Source organism: Streptomyces sp. NPDC020489 (assembly GCF_044386545.1).
GTDB lineage: Bacteria > Actinomycetota > Actinomycetes > Streptomycetales > Streptomycetaceae > Streptomyces.
The window spans coordinates 541,060-565,922 of sequence record NZ_JBIRUZ010000003.1 but is presented as its reverse complement, the minus strand read 5'-3'; the positions used below and the strand labels follow the sequence as shown (position 1 = coordinate 565,922).

19 protein-coding genes and 1 pseudogene are annotated in these 24,863 nt (G+C 71.9%); 3 read left to right on the top strand and 17 right to left on the bottom strand.

The genetic code is table 11. The features are described 5' to 3' along the window. Positions 1-80: 80 nt before the first annotated feature. The 7 genes from phzG to ACH41F_RS09540 form a co-directional block, all read right to left on the bottom strand. Positions 81-728 carry a phenazine biosynthesis FMN-dependent oxidase PhzG gene (gene phzG / locus ACH41F_RS09570; RefSeq protein WP_391239129.1) on the bottom strand — a complete coding sequence of 216 codons (648 nt, stop codon included), beginning with the start codon at positions 726-728 and terminating at the stop codon, positions 81-83. Beyond that, entirely contained in the window at positions 725-1,588 is an 864-nt protein-coding gene (locus ACH41F_RS09565) for a PhzF family phenazine biosynthesis isomerase (protein WP_391239126.1), read from the bottom strand. Before ACH41F_RS09565 ends, phzG begins: the two co-directional genes overlap by 4 nt. Further along, positions 1,585-3,480 (bottom strand): chorismate-binding protein, encoded by a 1,896-nt coding sequence (locus ACH41F_RS09560; protein WP_391239123.1) that lies wholly within the window; start codon positions 3,478-3,480, stop codon positions 1,585-1,587. The genes ACH41F_RS09565 and ACH41F_RS09560 overlap by 4 nt, the downstream gene beginning before the upstream one ends. Then, complete coding sequence (locus ACH41F_RS09555) at positions 3,477-4,100, bottom strand: isochorismatase family protein (RefSeq protein ID WP_391239120.1); 624 nt, start codon at positions 4,098-4,100, stop codon at positions 3,477-3,479. The genes ACH41F_RS09560 and ACH41F_RS09555 overlap by 4 nt, the downstream gene beginning before the upstream one ends. A gap of 65 nt (positions 4,101-4,165) precedes the next feature. Continuing rightward, positions 4,166-5,341 carry a 3-deoxy-7-phosphoheptulonate synthase gene (locus tag ACH41F_RS09550; protein WP_391239117.1) on the bottom strand — a complete coding sequence of 392 codons (1,176 nt, stop codon included), beginning with the start codon at positions 5,339-5,341 and terminating at the stop codon, positions 4,166-4,168. A gap of 34 nt (positions 5,342-5,375) precedes the next feature. Next, the gene (locus tag ACH41F_RS09545; protein WP_391239114.1) at positions 5,376-5,864 is read right to left on the bottom strand and encodes a PhzA/PhzB family protein; all 489 of its coding nucleotides are present in this window, start codon (positions 5,862-5,864) and stop codon (positions 5,376-5,378) included. A gap of 262 nt (positions 5,865-6,126) precedes the next feature. Beyond that, on the bottom strand, positions 6,127-6,792 hold the full coding sequence (locus tag ACH41F_RS09540; RefSeq protein WP_391239111.1) for a response regulator: 666 nt from the start codon (positions 6,790-6,792) through the stop codon (positions 6,127-6,129). A 653-nt stretch (positions 6,793-7,445) separates the two neighbouring features. Between ACH41F_RS09540 and ACH41F_RS09535 the strand changes: the two genes are divergently transcribed. Both ACH41F_RS09535 and ACH41F_RS09530 read left to right on the top strand, forming a co-directional pair. Then, positions 7,446-8,477 (top strand): 3-oxoacyl-[acyl-carrier-protein] synthase III C-terminal domain-containing protein, encoded by a 1,032-nt coding sequence (locus ACH41F_RS09535; RefSeq protein ID WP_391239108.1) that lies wholly within the window; start codon positions 7,446-7,448, stop codon positions 8,475-8,477. Between the two features lie 106 nt (positions 8,478-8,583). After that, entirely contained in the window at positions 8,584-8,868 is a 285-nt protein-coding gene (locus ACH41F_RS09530) for a phosphopantetheine-binding protein (protein ID WP_391239105.1), read from the top strand. A 75-nt stretch (positions 8,869-8,943) separates the two neighbouring features. On the opposite strand, the gene ACH41F_RS09525 is transcribed toward ACH41F_RS09530, so the two are convergent. The 9 genes and pseudogenes from ACH41F_RS09525 to ACH41F_RS09485 form a co-directional block, all read right to left on the bottom strand. After that, the gene (locus ACH41F_RS09525; RefSeq protein WP_391239102.1) at positions 8,944-11,592 is read right to left on the bottom strand and encodes a LuxR C-terminal-related transcriptional regulator; all 2,649 of its coding nucleotides are present in this window, start codon (positions 11,590-11,592) and stop codon (positions 8,944-8,946) included. Positions 11,593-11,627: 35 nt separating this feature from the next. Further along, positions 11,628-12,500 (bottom strand): methyltransferase domain-containing protein, encoded by an 873-nt coding sequence (locus ACH41F_RS09520; protein WP_391239099.1) that lies wholly within the window; start codon positions 12,498-12,500, stop codon positions 11,628-11,630. Between the two features lie 125 nt (positions 12,501-12,625). Continuing rightward, positions 12,626-12,778 (bottom strand): annotated as a pseudogene (locus tag ACH41F_RS09515) (MbtH family NRPS accessory protein); the annotation flags it as partial. A 304-nt stretch (positions 12,779-13,082) separates the two neighbouring features. Further along, entirely contained in the window at positions 13,083-13,913 is an 831-nt protein-coding gene (locus tag ACH41F_RS09510; RefSeq protein ID WP_391239096.1) for a hypothetical protein, read from the bottom strand. 287 nt (positions 13,914-14,200) lie between these two features. Next, complete coding sequence (locus ACH41F_RS09505; protein WP_391239094.1) at positions 14,201-16,120, bottom strand: SWIM zinc finger family protein; 1,920 nt, start codon at positions 16,118-16,120, stop codon at positions 14,201-14,203. Between the two features lie 653 nt (positions 16,121-16,773). Beyond that, positions 16,774-19,590: an SNF2-related protein gene (locus ACH41F_RS09500; protein ID WP_391239091.1), complete on the bottom strand. Its 2,817-nt coding sequence runs from the start codon at positions 19,588-19,590 to the stop codon at positions 16,774-16,776. A gap of 112 nt (positions 19,591-19,702) precedes the next feature. Beyond that, on the bottom strand, positions 19,703-20,287 hold the full coding sequence (locus ACH41F_RS09495) for a sugar kinase (protein WP_391239088.1): 585 nt from the start codon (positions 20,285-20,287) through the stop codon (positions 19,703-19,705). Between the two features lie 8 nt (positions 20,288-20,295). Next, the gene (locus tag ACH41F_RS09490) at positions 20,296-21,444 is read right to left on the bottom strand and encodes an ROK family glucokinase (protein WP_391239085.1); all 1,149 of its coding nucleotides are present in this window, start codon (positions 21,442-21,444) and stop codon (positions 20,296-20,298) included. Positions 21,445-21,723: 279 nt separating this feature from the next. Continuing rightward, positions 21,724-22,461 carry a UTRA domain-containing protein gene (locus tag ACH41F_RS09485; RefSeq protein ID WP_391239607.1) on the bottom strand — a complete coding sequence of 246 codons (738 nt, stop codon included), beginning with the start codon at positions 22,459-22,461 and terminating at the stop codon, positions 21,724-21,726. A gap of 130 nt (positions 22,462-22,591) precedes the next feature. Here ACH41F_RS09485 and ACH41F_RS09480 point away from each other — a divergent pair, with 130 nt between their 5' ends. Then, complete coding sequence (locus tag ACH41F_RS09480) at positions 22,592-23,593, top strand: Gfo/Idh/MocA family oxidoreductase (RefSeq protein ID WP_391239082.1); 1,002 nt, start codon at positions 22,592-22,594, stop codon at positions 23,591-23,593. Positions 23,594-23,642: 49 nt separating this feature from the next. On the opposite strand, the gene ACH41F_RS09475 is transcribed toward ACH41F_RS09480, so the two are convergent. After that, on the bottom strand, positions 23,643-24,827 hold the full coding sequence (locus tag ACH41F_RS09475; RefSeq protein WP_391239079.1) for a cytochrome P450: 1,185 nt from the start codon (positions 24,825-24,827) through the stop codon (positions 23,643-23,645). Positions 24,828-24,863 lie beyond the last annotated feature (36 nt).

The window sequence follows — 24,863 nt, the reverse complement described above, 5'->3', positions numbered from 1 at the left end:
GGTGTTCTCGCGATCCGCTCGGGTGTCTCAGAGGTCGGTGGGGAGCAGTTGTCACACGGACTCGCCCCGGTTGCGATCCGTCACGGCTGCAGCCGCACGACGTTCCAGTCGCCGCCGGACCGCTCGTAGCGCAGCCGCTCGTGCAGCCGGTCGGTGCCGTTGGCCCAGAACTCGACCGTGGCGGGCCGCAGTTCGTAGGCGGTGAACGAGTCCGGGCGGGGCAGTGGCTGTCCGCTCCGCCCGAGCTCTTTCGCCCGTTCGCGCAGCATCGCCACGTGATCGAGGCCGTCCAGCGGCTCGCTCTGCCGGGAGACCGCCGACATGGCGTGCGTGAAGACGGGGCGGGCGGCCCACAGGGCGTCGGCCTCGCCGTCGGAGAGCTTCTCCACGGGACCGGCCACGGTGATCTGCTGGCTGGTCTCGCGCCAGTACAGCACGCCGGAAGCCCAGGGGTTGGCCGCCAGTTCGCGGCCCTTCCGGCTGCCCTGGTGGGTGACGAAGACGAGACCGGAGTCGGTCACCCGGTTCAGCACGACGATCCGCGACGAGGTCCGGCCGTCGGTCCCGGCGGTGGCGAGCGCCATCGCCCGGGGCTCGCGGACCTCCTGCCAGGACGTGTCACGCAGCCACTCGACCAGCAGGCCCATCGGCTCCGGCGGCGGGGTCAGGAACTCGGGGAAGTCGATGTCCACGGTCCCGGTGAGGGTTTCGGACCTGTTGCCGTTCACAGGGTCAACCTTCCTTCGATCACGATGACGCCGTCGCCGCCCACTTCCACCGAGCGGACCTCGTCCCCCTCACCCTCCGCCAGCGCGTACATCGGCGACGGACGGCCCATCTCGACGCCCTGGGTGATCCGGATCCGCTGTCCGTACCTGGCCAGCCCGTGCCGGGCGAGATGGATCGCGATGGGGCCGGCCGCGGACCCCGTGGCCGCGTCCTCGACCACGCCGTACGCGGGCGAGAACATCCTGCTGCGCCAGTGCGTGCCGGACCCGGCGAAGCAGTTGGCCGCCATGTCGGGGAACGCGCCGAGCGCCCGGTGGTCGGGGGTGAGAGCCGAGAGCTCCTCGACGCTGCCCAGCGCGACCAGGACGTGGCGCGGCCCGTTGCGGTAGATGTCGACGGGGAGGACGGTCTGCGCCACGCCGAGCGCGGCCAGCAACTCGTCGCGCCGGTCGAAGCGCTCCCAGGTGGGCAGGGGCTGCTGCATGCGCGCGCCGGTGACCACACCGTTCGTACGGACCAGTTCGAAGGGCACCGGCCCCATGGCCGTCTCCAGCTTGAGCTGGTCCACCGGCCCGCGGTTGCCCAGCGCGATGGCGGTGCCGAGGAGCGGATGCCCGGCGAACGGCAGCTCGTTGACCGGGGTGAAGACCCGGACGTGGGCGTCGCCGCCGGACTTGGGGGCGAGCACGAAGGTGGTCTCGGAGAGGTTCATCTCCCGGGCGATGCGCTGCATCTGCTCGGTGGTCAGGTCGTCGCAGCCGAAGTAGACGGCCACTGGATTGCCTTGGAGGGCCTCCGTCGTGAAGGCGTCCACGACGACGTAGGGATACATCCGGTGCTCCCGTTGCTGTGGTGTCATGCGCCCAGCACCGTCCGCACCGCGGTGGCGAGGATGCGTGGGCCCTCCTGGGTGAGGACGGACTCGGCGTGGAACTGCACGGACAGGAAGTGCGGGCCGCGCAGCGCGTACACCTCGCCGGTCTCCCGGTCCCGGCTGATGTCCACCAGGCCGATGTCCTGGACCTTGTGGGTGTCCTGGTCGCTGTGCGCGGCGAAGGTGTTGTAGAAGCCGACACGCTCGCGGACGCCGAAGAGATCGATCTCCTTCTGCACGCCCTGGTGGGGCGCGGGCAGGCGCCTCATCTCCAGGCCGAGCGCCAGGCTCAGCACCTGGTGGCTCAGGCAGACGGCGAGGAACGGGCCGCCCCGCTCCAGAAGCGTGCGCACCGCCTGGTGCAGATGGGCCATCTTCGGATCGTCGGTGTCGGTCGGGTCGCCCGGACCCGGCCCCATCACGACGAGGTCGTGGCCGTCGAGGGTGTACTCGGCGTCGAAACGACGGACCGACACCTTCAGTCCCATGGACCGCAGTTGAAGGTCGATCATGGAGGTGAAGGTGTCCTCGGCGTCGACGACGAGGACCCGTCGGCCCGCGAGTTCGGACAGCGGCGCCGCGCGCCCTTCGCTGTGGCGCAGCCAGAACTCCGCGATGCGCTCGTTGCGTTGTTCCAGGGCGGCCCGGACCCGCGGGTGGTCGGCGAAGCGCCGGGGACCGGCAGGCTCCAGGGCCGCCAGGAGTCCGGATGCCTTGGCACGGGTCTCCGCGGCCTCGGACGCGGGGTCCGAATGCCGTACGAGGGTGGCGCCGACCCCGATGGTCACCCGGCCCGCGCTGTCGATGTCCGCGGTGCGGATGAGGATGGCGGAGTCCATGGCCCGGCCACCGTGCTCGTCGCGTCCGATGAGGGCGACCACACCGCTGTAGTAGCCCCGCCCCTCCGGCTCGTAGGCGTTGATGATCCGGCAGGCGTTCTCCAGCGGCGATCCGGTCACCGTCGGCGCGAACATGGTCTCGCGCAGGATGTCGCGCACGTCGCGGGTGGTGTGCCCCTCGATGAAGTACTCGGTGTGCGCGAGCCGGGCCATCTCCCGCAGGTAGGGGCCGACGACTTGTCCGCCCGACTCGCAGATCCGGGCCATCATCTTCAGTTCCTCGTCCACGACCATGTACAGCTCGTCGGCCTCCTTGCGGTCGGCCAGGAACTCCATGACCTCGGGCAGGGTCGGACCGCCGGGCGGATAGCGGTAGGTGCCGCTGATGGGGTTCATCACGGCCAGGCCGCCGTCGAGGCTGACGTGGCGCTCGGGCGAGGCGCCGACGAAGGTGCGTTCGCCGGTGTGGACGAGGAACGTCCAGTACGCGCCGACTTCCCGCTCCAGCAGCCGGGAGAAGAAGGACAGCGCACTGCGGGGGGTGTAGTCGGTGATGTCCGCGACGTAGGAACGCCTGATGACGAAGTTGGCGCCCTCACCGGTGCCGATCACCTCCTTGACGACGCGGCGGACGATTTCCTGGTAGGTGTCGTCGTCCACGTCGAAACGGCCGTCGCGCAGTGTGGTGGGCACGTCCGGGAGGCGGGGCAGCGCGTCGGAGAGCGGGAGCCGCTGCTGCTCGGTGACCGTCAGAGCGACCAGGGGCGCGCCGTCGTCGGGGGCGAGGAAACCGCGCTCGGATATCTGGCGGTACGGCATGACGACGAGCATCTCGTGGTGCGCGCCGGCCGATGCCGCCTCGTCCGGGAGCGGCAGGTCGGACAGGACGGCGTGGGTCGACACGGTCCCGGAGAGCACGTCCAGGACGCCGGCCCCGGCCGAGCCGGGGCGGTGCAGCAAGGCGAAGGGAGCCTCGCGGTCCGCGAGGACACGGCCGAGCAGGTCGCCGTGGACCTGGTCCGTGGGCTGTCCGCTCACTCGAAAACCTCCTTGACCAGGACGACCTTTGCGCACCGCTCGGCCGCGTAGCTGACGGCCAGTCGGTGGTAGTGCTCGGAGAAGTCGGCGACGGCGTCGGCGACGAGGAACGGCTGGATGTCGTTGGTGAACGCCTCGACCGCGCTCATCAGGACCCCGACGTGCGCGTAGACACCGCAGAGGATCAACTGGTCGCGGCCGGCTTCACGCATGCGCTGCAGGAGCGGGGAGTTGAAGAAGGCGCTGTAGCGCCACTTGGTCAGCCGCCAGTCATGGGCCCGGGGGGCCAGCGCCCCGACGACCTCCCGGTCGGCGGGGTCGGGGCGCATACCCGGACCCCAGAAGTCCTTGAGCAGACCCCGCTGTTCGTCGTTCATGCCACCGGGCTGCGCGGTGTAGGCCACCGGCACCCCCAGGTCGGCACATCGGTCGCGCAGCGCCGCCGCGTTGGCCACCAGCTGTGCGCGGACGACATCGGGGAACGGCTTGAGGAAGTAGCGCTGCATGTCGTGGACGAGCAGCACCGCGCGGGCCGGGTCAGGGGTCCACTGGACGATGTTGGGGGGCAGTTGGCCCGCGGTGGGAAGGGAGTAGGGCTCGATGGGGGGTATGCCGGGCATGGCTTTGCCTTCCAATGCCTGCTTCGGTCGCTTTCGCTCGTGCCGGAAGCCGGGGCGCCGCCGGGTCAGGCGGTCCAGACGGAGACCACGGAGATGGCCTGTTCGGGGTTGAGCCGCGGATCACAGAAGGTCGTGTACTTGTCGCCCACGTGCGCCAGGTCGGCCGCGCCGTGGACGCACTCGGTGACGTCGTCGGGGGTGGTCTCCAGGTGCAGCCCGCCGCAGACGCCGCCCGCGTCGGTCACGGCCTCCTGGAAGCGCACCACCTCGCGGGAGACGGTCTCCACGAAGCGGGTCTTGATGCCGTCCGGTGCCCTGACCGTGTTGCCGTGCATCGGGTCGGTCAGCCAGATGACGGGGTGGCCCGCGACCCGCACTGCCTCGACCAGCCGTGGTAGCCGCTTGGCGACGAGGTCGGCTCCCATCCGGGCGATGAGTGTGAGCCGGCCCGGTTCGCGGTCCGGGTCCAGCCGCTCGCACAGGGCCCGCAGCTCACCGGGCTCCATCGTGGGGCCGACCTTGCACGCCACCGGGTTGCTCACCTGGGCGAGCAGGGCCACGTGGGCGCCGTCCAGTTGACGGGTGCGCTCGCCGATCCACGGCCAGTGCGTGGAGCCGAGATACAGCCTGCCGTGCTCGTCCCGGCGCAGCATGGGGATCTCGTAGTCGAGCAGCAGTGCCTCGTGACTGGTCCACACCGGCGGTGCGATGGGCTCGCGCCCGTGGGGCCACTCGCGCCAGCCCAGGTGCTCCATGATGTCGTCGGCGGCCAGGTAACCACTCAGCAGGCGCAGGGGGTCCGGTCGTCGGGCGTCCGGGGTGGGCTCGGGACCGTTGACCATGTGGCCCCGGAAGGTGGGCAGCACCATGTTCCGCACGGTCTCGGTGGTGCTGGAGCGGGGCTTGGCGAACTGGCCCGCGATGCGCCCGACGCGGAGGACCGGCTTGTGCGCGTTCATCCGCAGCGCCCCGGCGAGCAGGTCGAGGAGCGCCGCCTTCCGCGCCACGTCGCCGGCGGTGCGCTCCTCGGGATCCTCGGCACAGTCGCCGGCCTGTACGACAGTGGCCTCACCGGCGGCCACTCGGGCCAGGACGTCGCGCAGTCGGCGCAGGTCCGCGGGCCGGACCAGGGCCGGCCGGGAGGCCAGCACCTGTGCCACGTAGGTCACCTGGGACACGTCGGCCCACTCCGGCTGATGCAGTGCCGCACGGCTGCGGATGCCGCGCAAGACTTCGTCCACGAGGATCTCCAATGCGGCGATCGGTAGTGCCGTGTCAGGTGGGTATGCCCGCGCGCTTGATCTCCGGGACGGGAATGCCGAGCGCACGCAGCTGCTCGAACGGGTTCATGAACTCCCGCTGCAACGTGATCTTCCCGTTCTCCAGCTCGAACGAGTGCAGGAAGTGGTTCTGGTAATAACCCTCGGGGTAGTCCGCGAAAAGGATCTTGCCCCGGCCGTCGCATTCCACCCAGAATCGGTTGGGGTCCTGGGTCTCGAAAATCTCGACGTTGTACCACTCCCAGTCAGGGAAGGTCTTCAGGGACCACACCGCGTGCTCGCCCAGGCGATCCCGTCCGTTGATGCTGATCGGCTCGCCGGTGTCGGTGGTCCACAGACCACCCCGGCCGTCCTCGGTGAACAGCAGGTGGCGCTCCAGCCGGGCCTGGCCTCTGGCCGCCATGTACTTCTCGACCGTCGCCCGGTTGATTCGGCGGAGTTCGGCGTCGTCGGTGAACTCCTGGGACTGAGCGGCTTCGGGCATACCTGTCCTCCATATCGTTTGACACGGATACCGAAAAGACCTGCTGAAATGTGCGTGAATCTCAGCCCTCAGCTTTTCCGCTCGGCAGCCTCCAGCGCAAGGCCAAGAACGTCAGACCAAGGTCAGATAACCTCAGGGCAGATAACATTCACGGGAAACCGACTGTTCTTTGTGAACCACAGGTCAATCGACGGTCAAATCTTGCGGAAACGCTTCGCAACAGCCGGTGGAAGAACTCAGGATGGCGTTTACGCGCAGAGGGTCAGCAAACGGACGCCTGAGGGACTTGGAATTGCAATCCGACACCACGCACCGTCACGATCCACTCTCTGGTGCCGAGCTTGTTGCGGAGACTGTTCACGTGGGTGTCGATGGTGCGGCGCGACCAGACGTCGCCCCAGACCTGCTCCATGATCCGCCTGCGCGGCACGACCACCCCGGGGTGGGAGGCGAGCAGGTGGAGGAGGTCGAACTCCTTGCGCGTGACCTCGACGCGCCGGCCGTCGAGCGTGACCTGACGCGTGGTCACGTCGATTCTCAGGGCACCGTGCGAGACGACCGACGGCTCGGAAACCGTGTGGGGCCGCACGCGGCGCATCACCGCTTCCAGACGGGCCATCAACTCGCGGAAGCCGTACGGCTTGACAACGTAGTCGTCGGCGCCGGCCTGCAGGCCGAGCACCCGGTCCAGCTCAGTGCCCCGTGCGGTGACGACGATCACGGGGGTGGGTCCCGCCGCGCGGATCCGCCGGCAGACCTCCAGCCCGTCGAGATCGGGCAGGTCGATGTCGAGGAGCACGACGTCGGCGTGCTCGTGCGCCAGTTCGACAGCACTTCCCGTGCCGACGCGAACCACGTCGTGGCCGTTCCTCTCCAGACCACGTGCGAGTAACTCGGCGTCCTCGGCGTTGTCGTCCGCGACGAGCACCCGCCAGGTGCACGGTTCGCTCTCCGCCGCACGCGCCGACCGAGCCACCCTTCTGCCCGGCGCGCGGCGCCCCTGGGACGACACCACCGACGATATGCCACCAGGCCTTGCATTCGATCCTGCCATGGCTCCCCCATCCATCGGTCCATGCAATCTCGGCCCGTACGGAGCGCAGGCATCGCCCTGGCATGCAGCACTTCGGCAGATGGTCAGTCGCAGTCAGGCCACGACACAGCGCACGATGCATGTCCCCCGTCATCAGGCAACGGGGAGACTAACAGATTTTCATGTCCTGTTCTGTGGTATATCCCTGACACCGAAGGCCGAACATCGACCCCCGCATCGGGCCGGACGACCTGCCGGAGCTCGCATTGACGCAGGTAGTTGAAAGACGAGCAGGTGACTGAAGATGGGACCCACAACCATCCTCTGGCCGAATCCATGCGACGGAAATGTTCACGTTCTGGTGTTCCATGGGTCGGCTGTCAAGGAAAGCCCTGCTGATTACCCACGACTTCTCTGCGGCACGCGCAAACTGAGTAGTCATTACTCAGGCATCTCCGCGCCACCGTGTGATCCGCTGGTACTGGAACCCAATAGTGCGCACACTGGGCTGTCCCGGCTTCACGCGGGGCGCCAGAAGGGGGATGGCGATGAAAGCAGAAGGTATCTACCTCTCGAGCATAGGAACGTACATACCGGACCTGGTCACCACGGAGCAGGCCGTGCAGTCCGGCTGGTACGACGCGGAGACCCGGGAAGCCTCTGGCCTCGAGTCCGTCGCGATCAGCGACATCGCGGCCCCGGACATGGCGGTGAAGGCTGCCAGGGTCGCCCTGGAGCGTTCGAGCCACCGGCCGGAGGACTTCGGCGCGCTGATGCACAGCGCCGCGTACCACCAGGGCCCCGACGGTTGGTCGTCGCAGCACTACATCCTCCAGAACACCCTGCGACAGCCGATCACGGCGATGGAGATCCGCCAGGGGTGCCAGGGCATGCTGTCGAGCCTGGCGATGTCGGCTCACCGCCTTGCCTACGAACCGGACAAGTCGGCGGTCCTCATCACCGGTGCGGACAACTACTCGACGCCCCTGGTGGACCGTTGGCGCACCTCGCGCCTCTCCATCCTCGGGGACGGGGCCGCCGCCGTGGTGGTCTCCCGCGTCGAGGGATTCGCCCGGCTGCTCTCCGTGGGGACGCATTCCGCGCCGGCCATGGAGGCGCTGCACCGCGGCAGCGAGCCCCTGTTCCCACCGGCGGTGACCGTCGGACGCCCCATGGACTTCGAGGCCCGCGTGCGGTTCTGGATGGACGAGTGGGCGAAGGGCAACGTGCCGCCCATGGAGCACCCCGGCGAAGTCCTGCAGCAGGCGCTGGACAAGGGACTCAAGGACGCCGGAATCACCTTGGACGACATCAGCCGCGTCTGTCACCCGAGCGCGGCCCTGGGCGCGCTGCGGGACCAGTTCCTGGAGCCTCTCGGTATCGAGCTCGAGCGCGGCATCTGGGACCACACCAAGCGGGTCGGGCACATCGCCTCGGCGGACGTGTTCATCGGCCTCGAACACGTCTGGCGGACCCGGCAGGTGGGCCCTGGGGACAAGGTGCTGCTCTTCACCGGCAGCCCCGGCTTCGAGGCCGGTTGCGCGATCCTGGAGATCATCGCCGCGCCCGAGGACGACTGAGCGGACTCCGCCCCTTGCGCGCCCCTCTTCCGGCGGCCCCTCACGGGCTGTCCGCTCACGCCATCCGCTGTTGCCGCGCCCGCGGCCAGAAGGGACGAACAGGAGCATGAACCCCACTGAACCCACAGTCGAAACGCCTCTCGTCGGCGAGCACTTGAAGGCGTACCTGGCCGAACTGATAGGCATCAGCGCACAGGAGATACCGGACGACGCCAACCTCATCCGCCTGGGCCTCGAGTCCCTCCAGATGATGCGCCTGGTCACGAAGTGGCGCCGCGCGGGCATTCCGGTGAGCTTCGGGGAGATGGCCCAGACCCCGACGTACGCGGCGTGGAACGAGCGGCTGGCGCAAGCGCTGGAGGCCCAGCGGACAGATCCCGCGGCGGGCTGAGGCCGTGAACGTCATCGGCGCCCGCACCCCGAAAGGTGCGGGCGCCGGGACAGCCGCCCTCGGCGTCATCGAGCCTCACAGCCCGATGGCGCCCATGGAGGTGGGGACTTCGAGGGCCTCGGGCCCCATCGGCAACGTGCGCGCGCCCAGCCGCCGTGCGAGTTCCGTGCGTGTGGTGACGCCCAGCTTTCCGTAGGCCCGGTACAGGTGGTTCTCCACGGTGCGTACCGAGAGCACGAGTTGGCGGGCTATCTCCCGGTTGGACAGCCGGGAGACGGCCAGGGTCACCACCTCGCGCTCCCTGGCCGTGAGTTCGCTCCCCTGACCCGACTCACGTCTGCCGCCCTGGACCGCCCACTGCGGCAGGCCGGTACCGCAACGGGCCGTCAGTTCTCTGGCCACCAGCCGGGAGGCGCGGCTCTTGTGGAGGCTGCCGCACGCCTGGTGCGTCTGGGCCGCCTGAGCGGACGCCTCCGCGGCCAGCGGCAGGTACCCCAGGGACTCGAAGCGGGCAGACACCGAGTCGAGGGCGTCACCGTCGTTGTCCACGAGGGCGCGCACGTGGCGGATCCTGGCCTCCGAGAGGCCGTCAACGGTGTTGTGCGGCGTCAGCCGTGCGACGGCCTTGGGCGCGGCCCCGGCCCGGGCGGCCAGGTGCAGGGCGGCCAGGGCAGACGTGCGACGGCCGGAGACGGCAGCTCGCTCCGCGAGCCTCAGCGCGTCGCGGGCCGCCGCGGCCCGGTCGCCGAGACAGGCCCGGACCAGTACGTGTTCCAGCTCATCTGCGTCCGCCGCCGGCGGACAGGGCATCTCACCCTGCCGAGCGACGCGCGCCTCGTCCAGCACGTACATGGCCTGGGCGGTCTCACCCGCCTCGGCCAGGGCGCCGGCGAGCTGGGAGAGGCGCCTCGCCTTCGTCGTGAGCCATTCGCCGGGCGACTGCCGGGCGGCGGCGGCCTCGCGCAGCAGGACGACTGCCTCTGCGGCGCGTCCAGCGCTCCGGTGGATCTCGGCCTCCAGCAAAAGCAGATGGAGCCTGCCCCGCGGCCGGCCGGCAAGGCCGCGCGTCTTCAGGTCGTTCAGCAGAGTCGCCGCGGCGGTCTCGCCCTTGAGGTGCAGAGTGATCCGCGCCCGTACGAGCCACAGGTCGAGCATCCCGTCGTCGTCCCGGGCCGCCGGCGTCACTGGGCCGCCCGGGAGGAGAGCCAGCGCACCCTCGCTGTCGCCCGACTCGTGACGGACGAGCGCACGGGCGGCCAGGCCCCGCCGCTCGCCAGATGTCCGGGCCTCCGTGAGGGGCACGGCCGTATGCTCCGCCTCGGCGAGCCGATCGGTCATCAGCAGCAACACGGAACGCACGCCTGCCAGCGCGCGTCCCTCGTCGGCCGAAGCCGCCCGGGCCGCCTCCACCATGGCGGCCGCCTTCTCCGGTCGGTGCAGTCCGAAAGCCAGGTTGAGCGCCCGCGCCTCGATGAGTTCGGCCGGTGCGGTCGGTCCGGCGGCGCTTCCGGCGGCCTCGGCGTAGTGGGCCTCCGCCTGGGCGTAGTGGGTATCCGCCTCCGCGTGTCGGCCCTGTCCCGCGATCGCCTCGCCCAGCACCAGCATCAGGTCGGGGTCGGGTGGGGTGTCGTGCACAGTGGCTACCCGGCACAGTTGCTCGGCGAGCGCGAAATCCTGGTCGCGGAGCGCCCCGATCGCGGCGGCGCAGGCCTGCTCCGGTCGCGGAATCCATCCCGTGCCGAGCCGGAGTCGCGCGATCCGCGCCGCGTCGTCGGAGCTGCGTGCCCCGGTGTGTTCCAGCGCGTCGGCGATCCGGGTGCGGAGCCGGTGGCTGGTCAGTTCCGACAGCATGCCCCGACGGACGGCGGCGCACAGCGGATGGGCCAGGCGCAGCAACAGGTTGAAGCCGTGCCGTTCGACCACGACGACGCCCCGCCGGTTCAACGATTCCGCCGCGTCGGACAGGTCCGCGACCGGCGCGAGTCCTGCCGCAAGCGGCTCGGCGACGGCCAGCAGGTCGACCAGCTCCTGCTCATCGGGGCTCAGGTCGCCCAGGAACAGCTCGGCCAGCGCGACGAGGCGGTCGTCCGGTGGGCCGCACAGTCCGGGCCAGTGCCAGCTGCCCCGCAGCTTGCGCAGACTGCCTTCGGCAGCACCGTGGTCCACCAACGCCCTCAGGGCGAGGGGGTTCCCCTGCGCGAGGTCCCAGAACCGCTCGGCGGTGTCGGCCGTGACCGGTCCGCGCAGAAGGGCCGTCAGCGCCTTCACGGAGCCCGACCGGTCGAACGCACCGACCTCCAGCTTCTCCATCATCTGTTTGACCAGCATCTGCCGCGCGCCCTCGGGCACCGGCGCCTGGGACGGCACGGCGGCGAGCAGGATGGCTCCCTCGGCCACCAGGCGCCGTATGCGTGCCAGCGGACGAGGGCCGAGGAGATGGAGGTCGTCGACCCCGACGACGCGACGACCGCCACCGTCGGACGGGCCACCCGCCGACGGGCCGACGGGCCGCAGCGGAGCGGGGCCGGCCAGGTCGGCAAGCCGGATTACGTGCGCCCCGCGCTGCTCGGCCCGGGCCAGGGCGGTCCGCAGGAGAGCACTCTTGCCGACCCCCGTGCCCCCGGTGAGGAGAACCCCCACGCCTCTCTGCCACGACCACGCGACGCGGGCGAGTTCGGCCTCCCTCGTCGCCACGACCACGTCGGTGATGTCGGCTGCCGTCATCCCCGTGTTCACGATGCCTGTACCCCCTCGGTCGGTCATGTCTGAGGGGCGCGGGCGCGTATGTACGTGATCGGCACCGGCGTGGTGATGGTCCCGTCCTCGCCCTTCAGGGCGTCGACCCGGCGGGCGACCTCGTCGGCGAGGCCGGGTCCTTCCGTCTGCTCGATCCTGTCCCACAGCCTGCGCATTCCGGTGGTCCTCGTCCATTCGACCCATTGGGCGCCGGACTCGACGACGAGCCGGAACTCCTCCTCGTGGACGACCGCGTCCCGGTATCCGGCCTCGGTCAGCACCTTCTCGATCGACCCGGGTGTCACCAGCCAGTTGTCGGCGAAGTCCGCGAACGGATAGGCGGGACCGGCAGCCTTCTTCGCCGGGGTCATAAAGGGAATGAGCAGGTCGTAGATGCTCTCCGGCAGGAGACCCCACCTGCCGTCGTCCGTGGGGAAGAAGGACGGAGCGCTCAGCGCAAGTACGCCGCCCGGCCGCAGCAGACGCGCGTAGGGGGCGAGGTCGGCCGCGCCACGGGTCCAGATGAAGACGCTGAGACTGCCGATCACGGCGTCGAAGCGGCCAGGGGGGAAATCGGGCTCCTGACCATTCATCACGGACACGGTCACATGGGAGAGTCCGCGTTCGCGAGCGGCTTCCGCAGCGTATTTCGCCATTTCCTCCGAGAGGTCGATGCCCAGGACCTCACCGTCCTCGCCGACGGCCTCGGCGGCGGCCAGAAGGGCGGCGCCCCGCCCGCAGCCGACGTCCAGCACCGAGGCAGCCCGGGAAATGTCCGCGAATTCGACGAGCCTGCGGGCGATCGGCACAAAGAAGGCGACTCCGCTCTGGTCGTACGCTTGGGCCGTTCTATTGAAAAGGCGGTGCATTTCTTCCGCGGTCTCGACATTCGCCATCCGAAATCTCCTCGGGCTGGAACGGAGTGGGGCGCATCGACTTTCCAGTCAGTCAGCTGTCAATACCAACACGCATTCCAGCCACCTGTCCAATACGGATGGCTTCTTCCTGTCAGTAGGAACCGTTATGCGTGACACGACGCGGCAGTGACCAGGCTCGCGGGACTCATGTCCGTCCGACTCCGCTCGATGCGGTCCAGGCACGCCTGGCGGGTGTCCGCACCGAAGCCTCGAGCCCAGCCGGCCGGCACGTCGGCGGCGGACGGCCAGAGCGAGTACTGCCCCTTTTCCGCTCGAAGGCGGCTCGAAAGCGACGATCGGCTGCCACGCCGAGATCAGGCCACTCGCTCGTACGCTTCCCGAGCAGGGCAGGCCCGGATGCCAGCACCGCTCCGACTTTGAGCTGCACGGCCGTACCGCTGGGAATGTCAGCGGATCCGCGGCGAATGTCAGCGCTAGGTCACGCATTTCCGCATGAACGTCAGACAGGTCTTCACACATAAATTCCCCGGGGTATTCACCCCGCCCGGAGGCAGGCCGGGGATACAACGGTTCTGCCGCCGGTGAAGCCTCACGCCGCCTTTAGCGCGCGACGGGCACCGGTGTCGTCGGTTCGGCCCGTACGGTCACCCCGTAGCGGGTTCGCATCCTGCGCATCTCCCACAGCGAGACGGCCGTCACCGAGAGAGGGCCGCCGAGCAGGGAGCAGTACTGCACGGCCGGCGGGCCCTGCGGCATGCCGCTGTCGATCAGGTTGAAGATCGCGAGCACCCACACCAGGGCCACGGTCACCACGGGCGGCAGCATCGGATGGACGTGGGCGGTGTTGAAGGCGCTGCGTGCGGAGTACAGCGACGCCAGGAGGAAGAACGGGATGCCCCAGCCCAGCACGGCCAGCCCCCCGATGCCCACCAGGAAGCCCTGCCAGCCCCGCAAGCCGGCCTGGGAGGCCTGACCGATGCCCAGGAGGGTGCCCGCGAGGACGAGCACGGTCAGCAGGTACCAGCCGACCGCCTTCAGCGGGGCCCGGAGCCTGGAACGCAGGTGGGGCCGCAGGTGCGGGGGCGCGTAGTAGAAGAACCCGAGGACGACCAGCGGGCCGCCGACGATCAGCAGGACCGGGGCGATGATCATGTTGGCGACGCCGCCGGTCGCGACGTCCTCCCAGCCGTCCCGTTCCACGCCGTAGGCCAGGAACAGCCCGACCGTGGCGGCGGCGCCGAGCACCGTGCGGGCCACCTGGACGCGGTCCACGGTGCGGTCCTCGATCCGGCCGTACCCCTCCTGCACGAAGAGGCGGGTCGCGACGCGGTGCGCGGAGCGGATGACGGCGGTGACGAGATAGGGGGCGGAGAGGAACCACAGCCGACTGCGACGGCGCGGGGCCCGCGCGGGCACGGGGGTCGGGGGCACGTAGGGATAAGGGTGCTGGGGCGGGTACGGGTGCGGCGTCTGCGGAGGTACGTACGGGTTGCCGGGCGGCGGGCCCCAGCCCTGTGCCCCCGGTCCGGTGCCGTCGTGCCGGCCCGTGTCCGGACCCCATCCCCCCGTTGCCATACCGCTTCCCCCGTTCGTCCTCGGCCGGTTGTCGTGCCGCAGAGCGACATCGCGGCATCTTAGTGGCTCATGAACCGCCTGCCGGCGCGGTCACTGTGCGGACTGTGTGTGGTCGTCGTGTGAACCGCGCCCTGTGCACCCGGTCAGCCTTCCGGCGAGGCCCCCAGGCCGGTCAGGGCGCCGACCGGATCGAGGTCGGGGGTGCCACGGGGCCACCAGTCGTCGGCGCCGGGGTCCGACTCGTAGGCGTACCACAAGCCGTCGCGGCCCAGGCGGAGTTGGACATGACCGCGGGGGTGGGTCAGACGGTTGCGCCAGGGCCGGAAGGCCGGCAGATCGGCGGCGAGCAGCAGCGGGCGGGCCCGGTCGAAGCGGCCGGCCGGTGGGTCCCAGGGCTCTTCGAGGACGGCGAGGCCCTCGAACCCACCCTGCCGCCAGGCGGCGACGGCCCGTGCCAGGTCGGCCGGGGTGCGATCGGCCGCGGCGGCGAGCGCGGCGTAGAGCGCGCGGGTGGCCGCGGTGAGACCTGATCCGGGGCGGGCCGCGGCCAGCCGCACCGCGTCCTGCCACAGCGTCAGTTCGGCGACCGGGTCACGGCCGGTGACGAGCAGCGCGTGGGCGCGTCCGGCGGCGTCCGTGGCCAGCTGGTCCAGCGCGAAGGGGTCCGGGCCGCCCGGGGCAGCCGGGTACACCGGGGGCTGCTCGGGGTGCGGGGGCGGCGGCAACGGGGCGGGCAGGGGCGGGAGTCGGCGGGGCGCGAGGGCCTCGGAGGCGCGTACGCCGGGCAGCGGCGCCGGTCCCTTCTCCTGGGCGGCGCGGGCCGCGCGGGCGGCGCTCAGCCTCGACAGCGCGTCGAGCAGCTCGCGTTCGCCGCGGCCGCGCAGCAGGAGCAGGACGAAGGGGTCGGCGTCGAGCAGGCGGGCGGTCTGGTAGCAGAGGGCGGCGGCGTGCTTGCAGGGGTGGCCGCGGTCGGGGCAGCTGCACTGCGGTTCGAGGTCACCGGGACCGGGCAGCAGGCGGACGGCGCCCTCGGCCAGCGAGTGCGGCATCTCCTTGTCGAGCAGGGCAGCGATGTGCCCGGTCCGCTCCGCTGCGGCGTCCAGGAACCGCGTCCAGTCGGCGTCGTCCAGCGTCCGCAGCCGCACCTGCACCCGGTACGGGCGGGGGCGGCTGCCCTGCACGTACGCGAGGACCAGGCCCGGCGTCACGGTGATCGCGTCGACGTGCCCCTTCTCCGCGTAAGCGCGGCCGCGCGCCAGCCGCCCGGCGTCCAGCGCGCCCTCCTCCAGAGCCGCCACCCACGCGTTGCCCCACCACGTCTCGGCGAACCCCTCCCCCTCACCGCCGGCCCGCGCGGCGAACGCCGGGAAGGTACGGCGCAGCTCACCGTCCCGACCGGGGGCGGCCATGGAGCGGGGGTGACGAGGGGCGGCGGGTGTGGGCGCGTCCGAGGGGGCGGTCGCTGGAGCGGGCCAGGGGGTGGGCGCGGGTGGGGTTGGCGGGGTGGATGCGGGTGGGTTCGACGGGGCGGTTGCTGTCGCGGGCCAGGACGCGGTCGCGGGCGCGGGCGTGGGAGTGGCCGCCGGTGGGTTGGCGGTAGAGGGCCGCCCGTCCGAGCTGGGGGTCGCGGGTGGGTTCGGGGCGCCCGGGGTCGTGTGGTCCTGGGGTCCCGGGGGCGTGGAGGGCCGTTCGGTCGGGCTCGGGTGGTTCGTGGCGGGGCTGGTGTCCCGAGCCGCCGGCTCGCTCTCGTCGCTGGGCATCCGGAAGGCGTCGGCCGTCAACTCCCGTACGGCACGGGCTCGCTCGGTGGCGGTACGGCCGTGCGTGGCGCCACGCACCGGGGTGACCGGTGCCGTACGGCGTGGCCGGGCCCCGCCCTCCTGTCCCGTGCCGGTGCCGTCCGTCCGGGGCTGCCGCGACTCCTGACGAGCGGCGCGCAGGGCCTCGCGCACACGGTCCGCGGGCCGCGCGCCCTGACGGTCGCCTCCGCCGTCGGTCTCCCCGCCGGCCGGGGCGGGCTTCGTCTCGTCGCCGGGCGCGCCGGTCTCCTGACGGGATTCCACGGTCGCCGGAGGTCGGGTTCCACCGGGTCCACTCGACGACGTCGTGTCGTCATCGCCGGACGCCTCGGCCGACGCGCGGTCGCCGGTGTCCGGGGCGCCCGCCTCGCCTCCGGCCCCGGCCCCGCGCCGCTCGGCCAGGGCACGCCGCAGTGCCGCGCGGGCGACGTCGGCCGGGCGAGGCTCGTGGCGCTCCGGACGCCGGTCATCCGAACCCTCGCACCGACCTGCCTCGGGCTCGGCCGCACCACCCGCCACGCCACCCTGGGACTCCGGGCCTGCGGGGCGCGCCGGATCCGTCCACTCCCGCTCGGCCCCTGCCGCAGACTCCGTACGCGCGGAAGGGGTCCGCTCCTCATCCGACGCGACCCCGGACCCCGCTGCCGTGGAACGCGCCGGACCTGTCCGCACCTCCTCAACCCCTGCCCCGGACTCCCCACGCACCAAAGGAGCCCCCTCCCCCTCCGACACACCCCCGGACCCCGCGCCGGTGGAACGCGCCAGCCCCGTCAGCTCCTCCTCCGCCCCTGCCCCAGACCTCGCGTCCTCGTGGAACCTCTGCTCCGCCCCCGCCGATCCCGCGTCCCGCCCCTGCTCGTCGCGTCGTTCCAGCGCCTCGCGCAGGGCCCGGCGTGCCTCGTCCGCCGGGCGGGGGGTCATGACGTCCTCCGTAGGGAGACCAGGTCGGACAGTTCGCGGTCCGTCAGTTCGGTGAGCGCGGCCTCGCCGGAGCCGAGGATGGCGTCGGCCAGCGCCCGCTTCGCCTCCAGCATCTCGGCGATGCGGTCCTCGATGGTGCCCTCGGTGATGAGGCGGTGCACCTGGACCGGCTGGGTCTGGCCGATGCGGTAGGCGCGGTCGGTGGCCTGTTCCTCCACGGCCGGGTTCCACCAGCGGTCGAAGTGGACGACGTGGCCCGCGCGGGTGAGGTTCAGGCCGGTGCCCGCCGCCTTCAGCGACAGGACGAGGACCGGGGTCGCGCCGCTCTGGAAGCGGTCCACCATGTGCTCGCGCTCCGGCACCGGTGTGCCGCCGTGCAGCAGTTCCACCGGGACCGCGCGGTCCGCCAGGTGCGCGGTGATGAGGCGGGCCATGCCGACGTACTGCGTGAAGACCAGCGCCGAACCGTCCTCGGCGAGCAGGGTGTCCAACAGCTCGTCGAGGAGGGCGAGTTTGCCGGACCGGACAGCCAGGCGGTCGGGCGCGCCGACGCCCTCCTTGAGGTACAGCGCGGGGTGGTCGCAGATCTGCTTCAGCGCGCCCAGGAGCTTGAGCACCAGGCCCCGGCGCGCGATGCCCTCGGCCGTCTCGATGGCGAGCATCGACTCGCGCACCACCGCCTCGTACAGGGAGGCCTGTTCACGGGTGAGGGGGACCGGGTGGTCCGTCTCCGTCTTGGGCGGCAGTTCGGGGACGATGCCGGGGTCGGACTTCTTGCGGCGCAGCAGGAACGGGCGGACCAGGCGGGCCAGTCTCGTCACCGCCTCCTCGTCCTCGCCGTTCTCGACCGCGCGCGCGTGGCGGGCGCGGAAGGACTTCAGGGGGCCGAGGAGTCCGGGGGTGGTCCAGTCGAGCAGGGCCCACAGTTCGGAGAGGTTGTTCTCCACGGGGGTGCCGGTCAGCGCGACGCGCGCGGGTGATGGGATGGTGCGCAGCGCCTTGGCCGTCGCCGAGTAGGGGTTCTTCACGTGCTGGGCCTCGTCCGCGACGACCATGCCCCAGGGCTGCTCGGCCAGCCGCGCCGCCGTCGACCGCATGGTGCCGTACGTGGTGAGGACGAAGCCGCCGTCGAGGTCGTCCAGGGTGCGGTCGGGGCCGTGGAAGCGGCGGACGGGGACGCCGGGGGCGAAGCGGGTGATCTCCCGCTGCCAGTTGCCGAGGAGGGAGGCCGGGCAGATCACCAGGGTCGGTTCGCGGCGGGCCCGCTTCAGGTGCAGGGCGATGACGGTGATCGTCTTGCCGAGGCCCATGTCGTCGGCGAGGCAGCCGCCGAGGCCGAGGGAGGTCATGAGGTCGAGCCAGGCCAGGCCGCGGAGTTGGTAGTCGCGGAGCGTGGCGTGCAGGCCTGGGGGCGGCTCGGCGGGGCGGACGCCTGCCGTCAGCCGGTCGCGCAACGCCGCCAGCGCGCCGACCGGTACCGCCTCCACCGTCTCGCCGTCGACCTCCGCGGTGCCCGAGAGCGCGACGGACAGCGCGTCGACCGGGTCCAGGAGGCCCAGTTCGCGCTTGCGGGCCTTGCGGACGAGCGCCGGGTCGACCAGCACCCACTGGTCGCGCAGCCGGACGACCGGGCGGTGGGCCTCGGCGAGGGCGTCCATCTCGGCCTCGGTGAGGGGGTCGCCGCCGAGCGCCAACTGCCAGCGGAACTGGAGCAGTTCCTCGCTCTCGAAGAAGCCGGTGCCGTCGGTCGCCGAGCCCGGTGCGGGGCGTACCACGGCGGCCGCGCTGAGGTCCTGGGCCAGGTCCCGGGGCCAGTGCACGGCGACCCCGGCTGCCGCGAGCCGGGTCGCGGCGATGCCGAGCAGGTCCCCCAACTCCTCCTCGGACAGGGCGAGTACGTCGGGTACGTCCTGCTCGCAGAGGCGGTCCAGGGGCGGCCAGACGCGGGCCGCGCGGCGCACCGCGAGGGCCGCGTCCACCTGGGCGCGTGGACCGAACACGGCGTCCGCCTCGCCGGACCACAGGGCCGCGGCGTCGGCCACGAGGGTGGGGTCGGCGAGGCTGTGCACCTGGACGATCGCGGCGCCGGCGGCGCGGGTCCCGCGGCCCTCGTCGAACAGGGCGTACGCCGACAGGTCGAGGCGGAGCGAGATCCGCACGCCCGCGTCCATGCCGGCGGCGACCTCGGCGGCCCACTCGTGCGCGTGCGGCAGGCGCTGGGGGCGGCGGTCGGCGAAGGGGCGGCCGGAGGCGAGGGGGGCGGCCGGGGTGCGCGGGAGGGTGTCGGCGACGGCGTCCAGGAAGGAGCGCATCAGCGCTTCCGGCTCGGGCAGCCGCAGCGGGCCGGGGCCGGGCAGCGGGACCGCGTGGCCCTCGTACGGCAGGGCGGCGGCGATCGCGCGCAGGTGCGCGATGTCGTCGGGGTCCAGGGGGCCGGCCCGCCAGGCGTCGTGTCCCGCGGGGGTCAGGCCGGGCAGCAGCCGGCCGCGCGCGGTGAGCCGCAGTGCGTGCAGGGCGGCCGCGCCCCAGCAGGCGGTGGCCGGGTGGGCGGCGGGGTCGCGCCGGGCCCGCACCAGCAGGGGCAGTGCCTCGACCAGGGGCAGTTCGAGGGCGGGGGCGGTCCTGCGGCGCACCTGGGCGCCGTGGGGTCGTACGACGGTGAGGTCCGTGTGGCCCTCGGGCGGTGGGCCGCCTTCGGGGTCCCAGAAGGCCATCCGGCCCTCGCGCGGGAGGGCCGCGGGCAGGAAGACGGCGGCGAGGCGCACGGAGACCGCCTCCGTCGCCCGGTCGGCCGCCACGGCCGTGTCACTCATACGTCCTGCCACCTCCCGTCCCGCGTGTCGGATCAGACGTCTTCGACTCTACGGGCGGGGTCTGACAATCGGCTCCGGCGACGGGCCGGGCCGGTCCCTCGCGGGCCGCGCTCTACGGGACCGTACGGGAGACCACGTACACCATCGGGCCGGCCGGGTCCGCGGTGTTGACCACGATGTCCTGGGTCGGGGCCGGGTTCTTCTGCTTGTGCACGAGGCCGGACCAGGGGCCGGGGCCGGAGAAGTTCCAGCCGGTGATCTTCTGGTCCCGGGTGCCGATGGTGATGTCGCCCGCCTTCAGGGCGTCGCGGTTGACGCCGACGCCGGCGAGGAAGGTGTCGAGGCCCGCGTCGGAGGTGCGGAACTGCACGTAGAGGCGGCTGGTCTTCCAGTTGTTGGTCTCGTAGTAGGCGATCCGGTCCGCGGGGTGCGGGACCGGCACCTGGTAGAGGCGGCGCTGGACCTTCGAGGGCCAGCCCGCGCTGAGGCCGGTCGCGGAGTACTTGGCCTCCTTGTCCTTGCCGCTGCTGCGGCTCTGGTTGGCGGAGATCACCAGATAGCCGGCCGGGACGCCGATGAGCAGGCCGATGATGAGCAGGGTGAGCGCCCGGCGCCGGTTGCGGTGGCGGCGGTCCTCGGCCGGCGGCCTGGACGGCTCGTCGGGGGCATCGCCCTGGCGGGGTACGGAGGGCGTCATGGACGGGCTCACGGCTGCCCCTGGGTCGTACGGCGGGACTCCGTGTACTTCGCGTAGCGCTCGTACCGCTCGACGCGCCGCCGGTTGGCGCGCCGGAAGCGGCGGGCGACCAGCCGGGCGAGGTCGGCGGCGCCGACCATGCCGGCCTCGGGGCCGAGCTGGGCACGGGCGATCCGGGCCTCGGGACGGTAGCCGCGGCCGGTGAGCTGACGCTTGAAGGCGTCCCGCGCGGGGCCGATCAGCAGGTCGTCGGCGGCCGACACACCGCCGCCGATGACGAAGCAGGACGGGTCGAGGGCGGCCGCGAGGTTGGCGATGCCGACGCCGAGCCACTGCCCGATGTCCTGGAGCAGCTCGATGCACATGGCGTCGCCCTCGCGGGCGAGTTCGGTGATCATCGGGCCGGTGATGTCGCCGATCTGCCCCTTGACGTGCTCGATGATCCCGTACGCCACCGGGGAGTCGGCCGCGGCCAGCTCCTTGGCCTCCCGGACCAGTGCGTTGCCGGAGCTGTACTGCTCCCAGCAGCCGCGGTTGCCGCACGGGCAACGGTGGCCGCCGGGGACGACCTGCATATGGCCGAACTCGCCGGCGACACCGAACTTGCCGCGTTTGACCTGGCCGTCCTCCAGGATGGCGCCGCCGATACCGGTGCCGAGCGTGATCATGACCAGGTGGTCCTCGTCGCGGCCGGCGCCGAAGCGCCACTCGGCCCAGGCCGCGGCGTTGGCGTCGTTGTCGACCAGGACGGGCACGGCGAGGCGGCCCGCGAGGCGGTCGCGCAGTGGCTCGTTGCGCCAGGACAGGTGGGGGGCGAACAGGATGCGGTTGCGGTCGGCGTCGACCCAGCCGGCCGCGCCGATGCCCACCGCGTGCACGTCGTGCCGGTCGGACAGGTCCAGGACCAGCTCGCAGATGGTGTCCTCGACGACCTTGGGGCTCTTGGACTTGTCCGGGGTCTCTGCGCGGAGCTTCTCCAGGATGTTGCCGTCGGCGTCGACGACGCCCGCCATCACCTTGGTGCCGCCGATGTCGATGCCGACGGTCGGCACGCGCGGTGCGGTCAGGTGCGAGCGGCGCTCCCTGGTGCCGACGGTGCGCAGGACCGGGGCGCGGCGGGAGCCGATGGGGGCGGTGAAGGTGCCGTAGGTGCTCATCACCGCCCGATTCTGCCGCACCGCGGGTAAGGGTGCTGTGCAGGGGATCGCCGGGGCCGCGCGATCGTCGCCGGGAGCGGGCGGTTTGTGGCTTGTCTCACGCACAAGGCGCCCGTGGAGCACCCTCGGAGCACCCCTGGGTGAGCCTCTGGGGTCGCCCTTTCGTCGCCTGCGGGCCCCGCCCGTTCTCCGCAAGGGTGCGTGCGTCCCGTCTCGCCACAGGCGCATGCGTTTCATTGTCCGGACATTGGGACCAACTCGGCGTCCCAGGCCGACCGCTCAGGGCCGCACGAGCAGCTGGAACTCGAAGGAGTAGCGGGTGGGCCGGTAGGTGTGGGTGCCGAACTCGACCGCGCGGCCGGTGTCGTCGAAGGTGACGCGCTGCATGGTGAGCAGCGGGGCTCCCTCCTCCTCGGCGAGCCGTTCGGCCTCGGCGGCGGTGGCGCCGCGGGCGCCGATCGACTGGCGGGCGCTGTGCAGGGTGATCCCGGCGGACCGCATCATCCGGTACAGGCCGGTGGCCTCCAGCTGACCGGTGTCGAGGTCGAGCAGGTCGGGCGGGAGGTAGTTGCACAGGTACGCCATCGGCTCGCCGTGCGCGAGACGCAGCCGCTCGACGCGGTGCACGTCGCCGCCCTCGGTGACGGCGAGTGCCGCGGCGACCTCGGCGGAGGCCGGGACGACGGTGTTGACGATCACCTTGGTGGCGGGGCGCTGACCTGCCGCCTCCAGGTCGTCGTAGAGGCTGCTGAGTTCCAGCGGGCGCTTGACCTGGCTGTGCACGACCTGCGTGCCGACGCCGCGGCGGCGTACCAGCAGGCCCTTGTCGACGAGCGACTGGATGGCCTGGCGGACGGTGGGCCGGGACAGGCCGAGGCGGGCGGCCAGCTCGATCTCGTTGCCCAGCAGGCTGCCGGGTGTCAGCGTTCCGTGCTCGATCGCGGCCTCCAACTGCTGGGACAGCTGGAAGTACAACGGCACCGGGCTGCTGCGGTCCACACTCAGTTCGAGCGACACGGTCGGGTCCCCATCTGGTTTCGGCACGGGCCCGAGCGTAGCTCCGCGCGGTGTTGACGGGAAGTTGTGTAGTCAGATTGTCCGGACATACGCATTGACAGGGGCGGGTTCCCGGCCACATTTTGGTCCCATGCGCATCGGGGTCATCGGTACCGGCCGGATCGGCACGATTCACGCGAACACGCTCAGTCGCCATCGTGACGTCGGCTCACTGATCCTCACGGACGCGGACGGTTCGCGGGCCCAGGAGCTGGCGAACCGGCTGGGCGAGACCGCGGCGCCGGGCGTGGACGAGATCTTCCGGTGGGGCGTGGACGCCGTGGTGATCACGGCGTCCACCTCGGCACACGCCGAGCTGATCGGCCGGGCCGCGCGGTCGGGGCTGCCGGTGTTCTGCGAGAAGCCGATCGCCCTGGACCTGCCGGGCACGCTCCAGGCGATCGGCGAGGTCGAGTCGGCCGGGACCGTGCTTCAGATGGGGTTCCAGCGCCGCTTCGACGCCGGGTACACGGGCGCCCGGGACGCGGTGCGGGCGGGACGGCTCGGCCGGCTGCACACCGTACGGGCGCTGACCTCGGACCAGGCGCCGCCGCCCGCCGCGTGGCTGCCGCTGTCGGGCGGGCTGTACCGGGACACGCTGATCCACGACTTCGACGCGCTGCGCTGGGTGACCGGGCGCGAGGTGGTCGACGTGTACGCGGCCGGGTCCGACGCCGGGCCGCCGATGTTCCGGGCCGCGGGCGACGTCGACACGGCCGCGGCGGTCCTCGCCCTCGACGACGGCACCCTCGCGACGGCGACGGCGACACGGCTGAACGGCGCCGGGTACGACGTACGGATGGAGCTGGCCGGGGAGCTGGACCAGATCGTCGTCGGGCTGGACGACCGGACGCCGATCGCGTCCACCGAGCCGACGGGGCCGCCGGCCGCGTCCAAGCCGTGGGCCGGGTTCCTGGAGCGCTTCGGGCCTGCCTACGAGGCCGAGCTGAACGCGTTCGTCGAGGTGGTCCGGGGCGAGCGCGCCAACCCGTGCGACGGGCGCGAGGCCTTGCAGGCCCTGCGGATCTCCGAGGCGTGCGAGCTGTCACGAAGGGAGCGCCGGCCCGTACGGCTGGCGGAACTCCCGGGCTGACGGGACGCCCGCTCCCGGCAGGCCCACGGCCCCGCGAGCGCGCCCGCCTCTACCACCGCACCGGCAGACTCCGCAGACCCCGGATCAGCATCCCCGGCAGCCACTCCCCCGGTGGGCCGTCAAGGGCGAGGTGCGGGGCCCGGTCCAGCAGGGTGCGCAGGGCCGTGCCGGCCTCCAGGCGGGCCAGCGGGGCGCCCAGGCAGTAGTGGATGCCGTGGCCGAAGGCGAGGTGGCCTCGGGGGTCGCGGCGGATGTCGAAGTCGTGCGGGGCCGGGTAGCGGGTGTCGTCGCGGTCGGCGGCGGCCAGGCCGATCATCACGTGGTCGCCCTCGGCGACGGCGGTGCCCGCGATCTCCAGGGGCTCGGCGGCGTAGCGGAACGTCGCGTTCTCCACCGGCCCCTCGTAGCGCAGGGTCTCCTCGACCGCGCCGTCGAGCAGGCTCATGTCGGCGCGCAGAAGGGCGAGTTGGTCGGGGTGGGTGAGCAGGGCGTGGACGGCGTTGGTGATGAGGTTGACCGTCGTCTCGTGGCCGGCGATCAGCAGCAGGAAGGCCATGCCGCCGAGCTCCCGCGCGGAGAGGCGGTCACCGTCCTCGGCGGTGGTGCGGATGAGGTCGCTCAGCAGGTCGTCGCCCGGGCCCGCGCGGCGCTTGTCCTCGATCAGCTCGCCGAGGTACGCGTCCAGCCGGACGACGGCGTCGTAGGCGCTCTCGGGGCTGCTCGGCGCGACGACCTCCGTCGACAGCTTGCGGAACTCGGTGCGGTCCAGCTCGGGCACGCCGAGGAGTTCGCAGATCACGGTGATCGGCAGCGGGTACGCGAGGGACTGCACCAGGTCGGCGCGGCCGTACGGCAGCATCGCGTCGAGGAGGTCGTCGGTGATCTCCTGGATCCGGGGCCGCAGCCGCTCCACGCGGCGCATCGTGAAGGCGCGGGAGACCAGGGAGCGCAGCCGGGTGTGCTCGGGCGGGTCGGCGGCCAGCAGATGGCGGCCGATCAGCTCCTCCTCGGGGAACGTCACCCCGATCCGGCGGCCCTCCTTGGACAGCCGGGGGTCGGCGAGCGCCGCCCGCGCCTCCTCGTGCCCGACGACGAGCCAGGCCCAGTAGCCGGGTTCGGAGCCCGGCGGCCGGATCCGGTGCACCGGGCCGCGCTCACGCAGGCGGGCGTACACCGGATGCGGATCCGTGCGGAACGCGTCGCCGTACTCCCCGAGGTCGACCACGTCTGTCATGAAGTCCCCATCCCCTCTTCCCCCTCGCATCGACAA

Bases quoted from the DNA above. Each gene is read 5' to 3' on its own strand.
- ACH41F_RS09500 (WP_391239091.1), bottom strand. From the start codon at position 19,590: ATGAGTGACACGGCCGTGGCGGCCGACCGGGCGACGGAGGCGGTCTCC.
- ACH41F_RS09525 (WP_391239102.1), bottom strand. From the start codon at position 11,592: ATGACGGCAGCCGACATCACCGACGTGGTCGTGGCGACGAGGGAGGCC.
- ACH41F_RS09545 (WP_391239114.1), bottom strand. From the start codon at position 5,864: ATGCCCGAAGCCGCTCAGTCCCAGGAGTTCACCGACGACGCCGAACTC.
- ACH41F_RS09475 (WP_391239079.1), bottom strand. From the start codon at position 24,827: ATGACAGACGTGGTCGACCTCGGGGAGTACGGCGACGCGTTCCGCACG.
- ACH41F_RS09565 (WP_391239126.1), bottom strand. From the start codon at position 1,588: ATGACACCACAGCAACGGGAGCACCGGATGTATCCCTACGTCGTCGTG.
- ACH41F_RS09555 (WP_391239120.1), bottom strand. From the start codon at position 4,100: ATGCCCGGCATACCCCCCATCGAGCCCTACTCCCTTCCCACCGCGGGC.
- ACH41F_RS09490 (WP_391239085.1), bottom strand. From the start codon at position 21,444: ATGAGCACCTACGGCACCTTCACCGCCCCCATCGGCTCCCGCCGCGCC.
- ACH41F_RS09520 (WP_391239099.1), bottom strand. From the start codon at position 12,500: ATGGCGAATGTCGAGACCGCGGAAGAAATGCACCGCCTTTTCAATAGA.
- ACH41F_RS09535 (WP_391239108.1), top strand. From the start codon at position 7,446: ATGAAAGCAGAAGGTATCTACCTCTCGAGCATAGGAACGTACATACCG.
- ACH41F_RS09495 (WP_391239088.1), bottom strand. From the start codon at position 20,287: ATGACGCCCTCCGTACCCCGCCAGGGCGATGCCCCCGACGAGCCGTCC.
- ACH41F_RS09530 (WP_391239105.1), top strand. From the start codon at position 8,584: ATGAACCCCACTGAACCCACAGTCGAAACGCCTCTCGTCGGCGAGCAC.
- ACH41F_RS09480 (WP_391239082.1), top strand. From the start codon at position 22,592: ATGCGCATCGGGGTCATCGGTACCGGCCGGATCGGCACGATTCACGCG.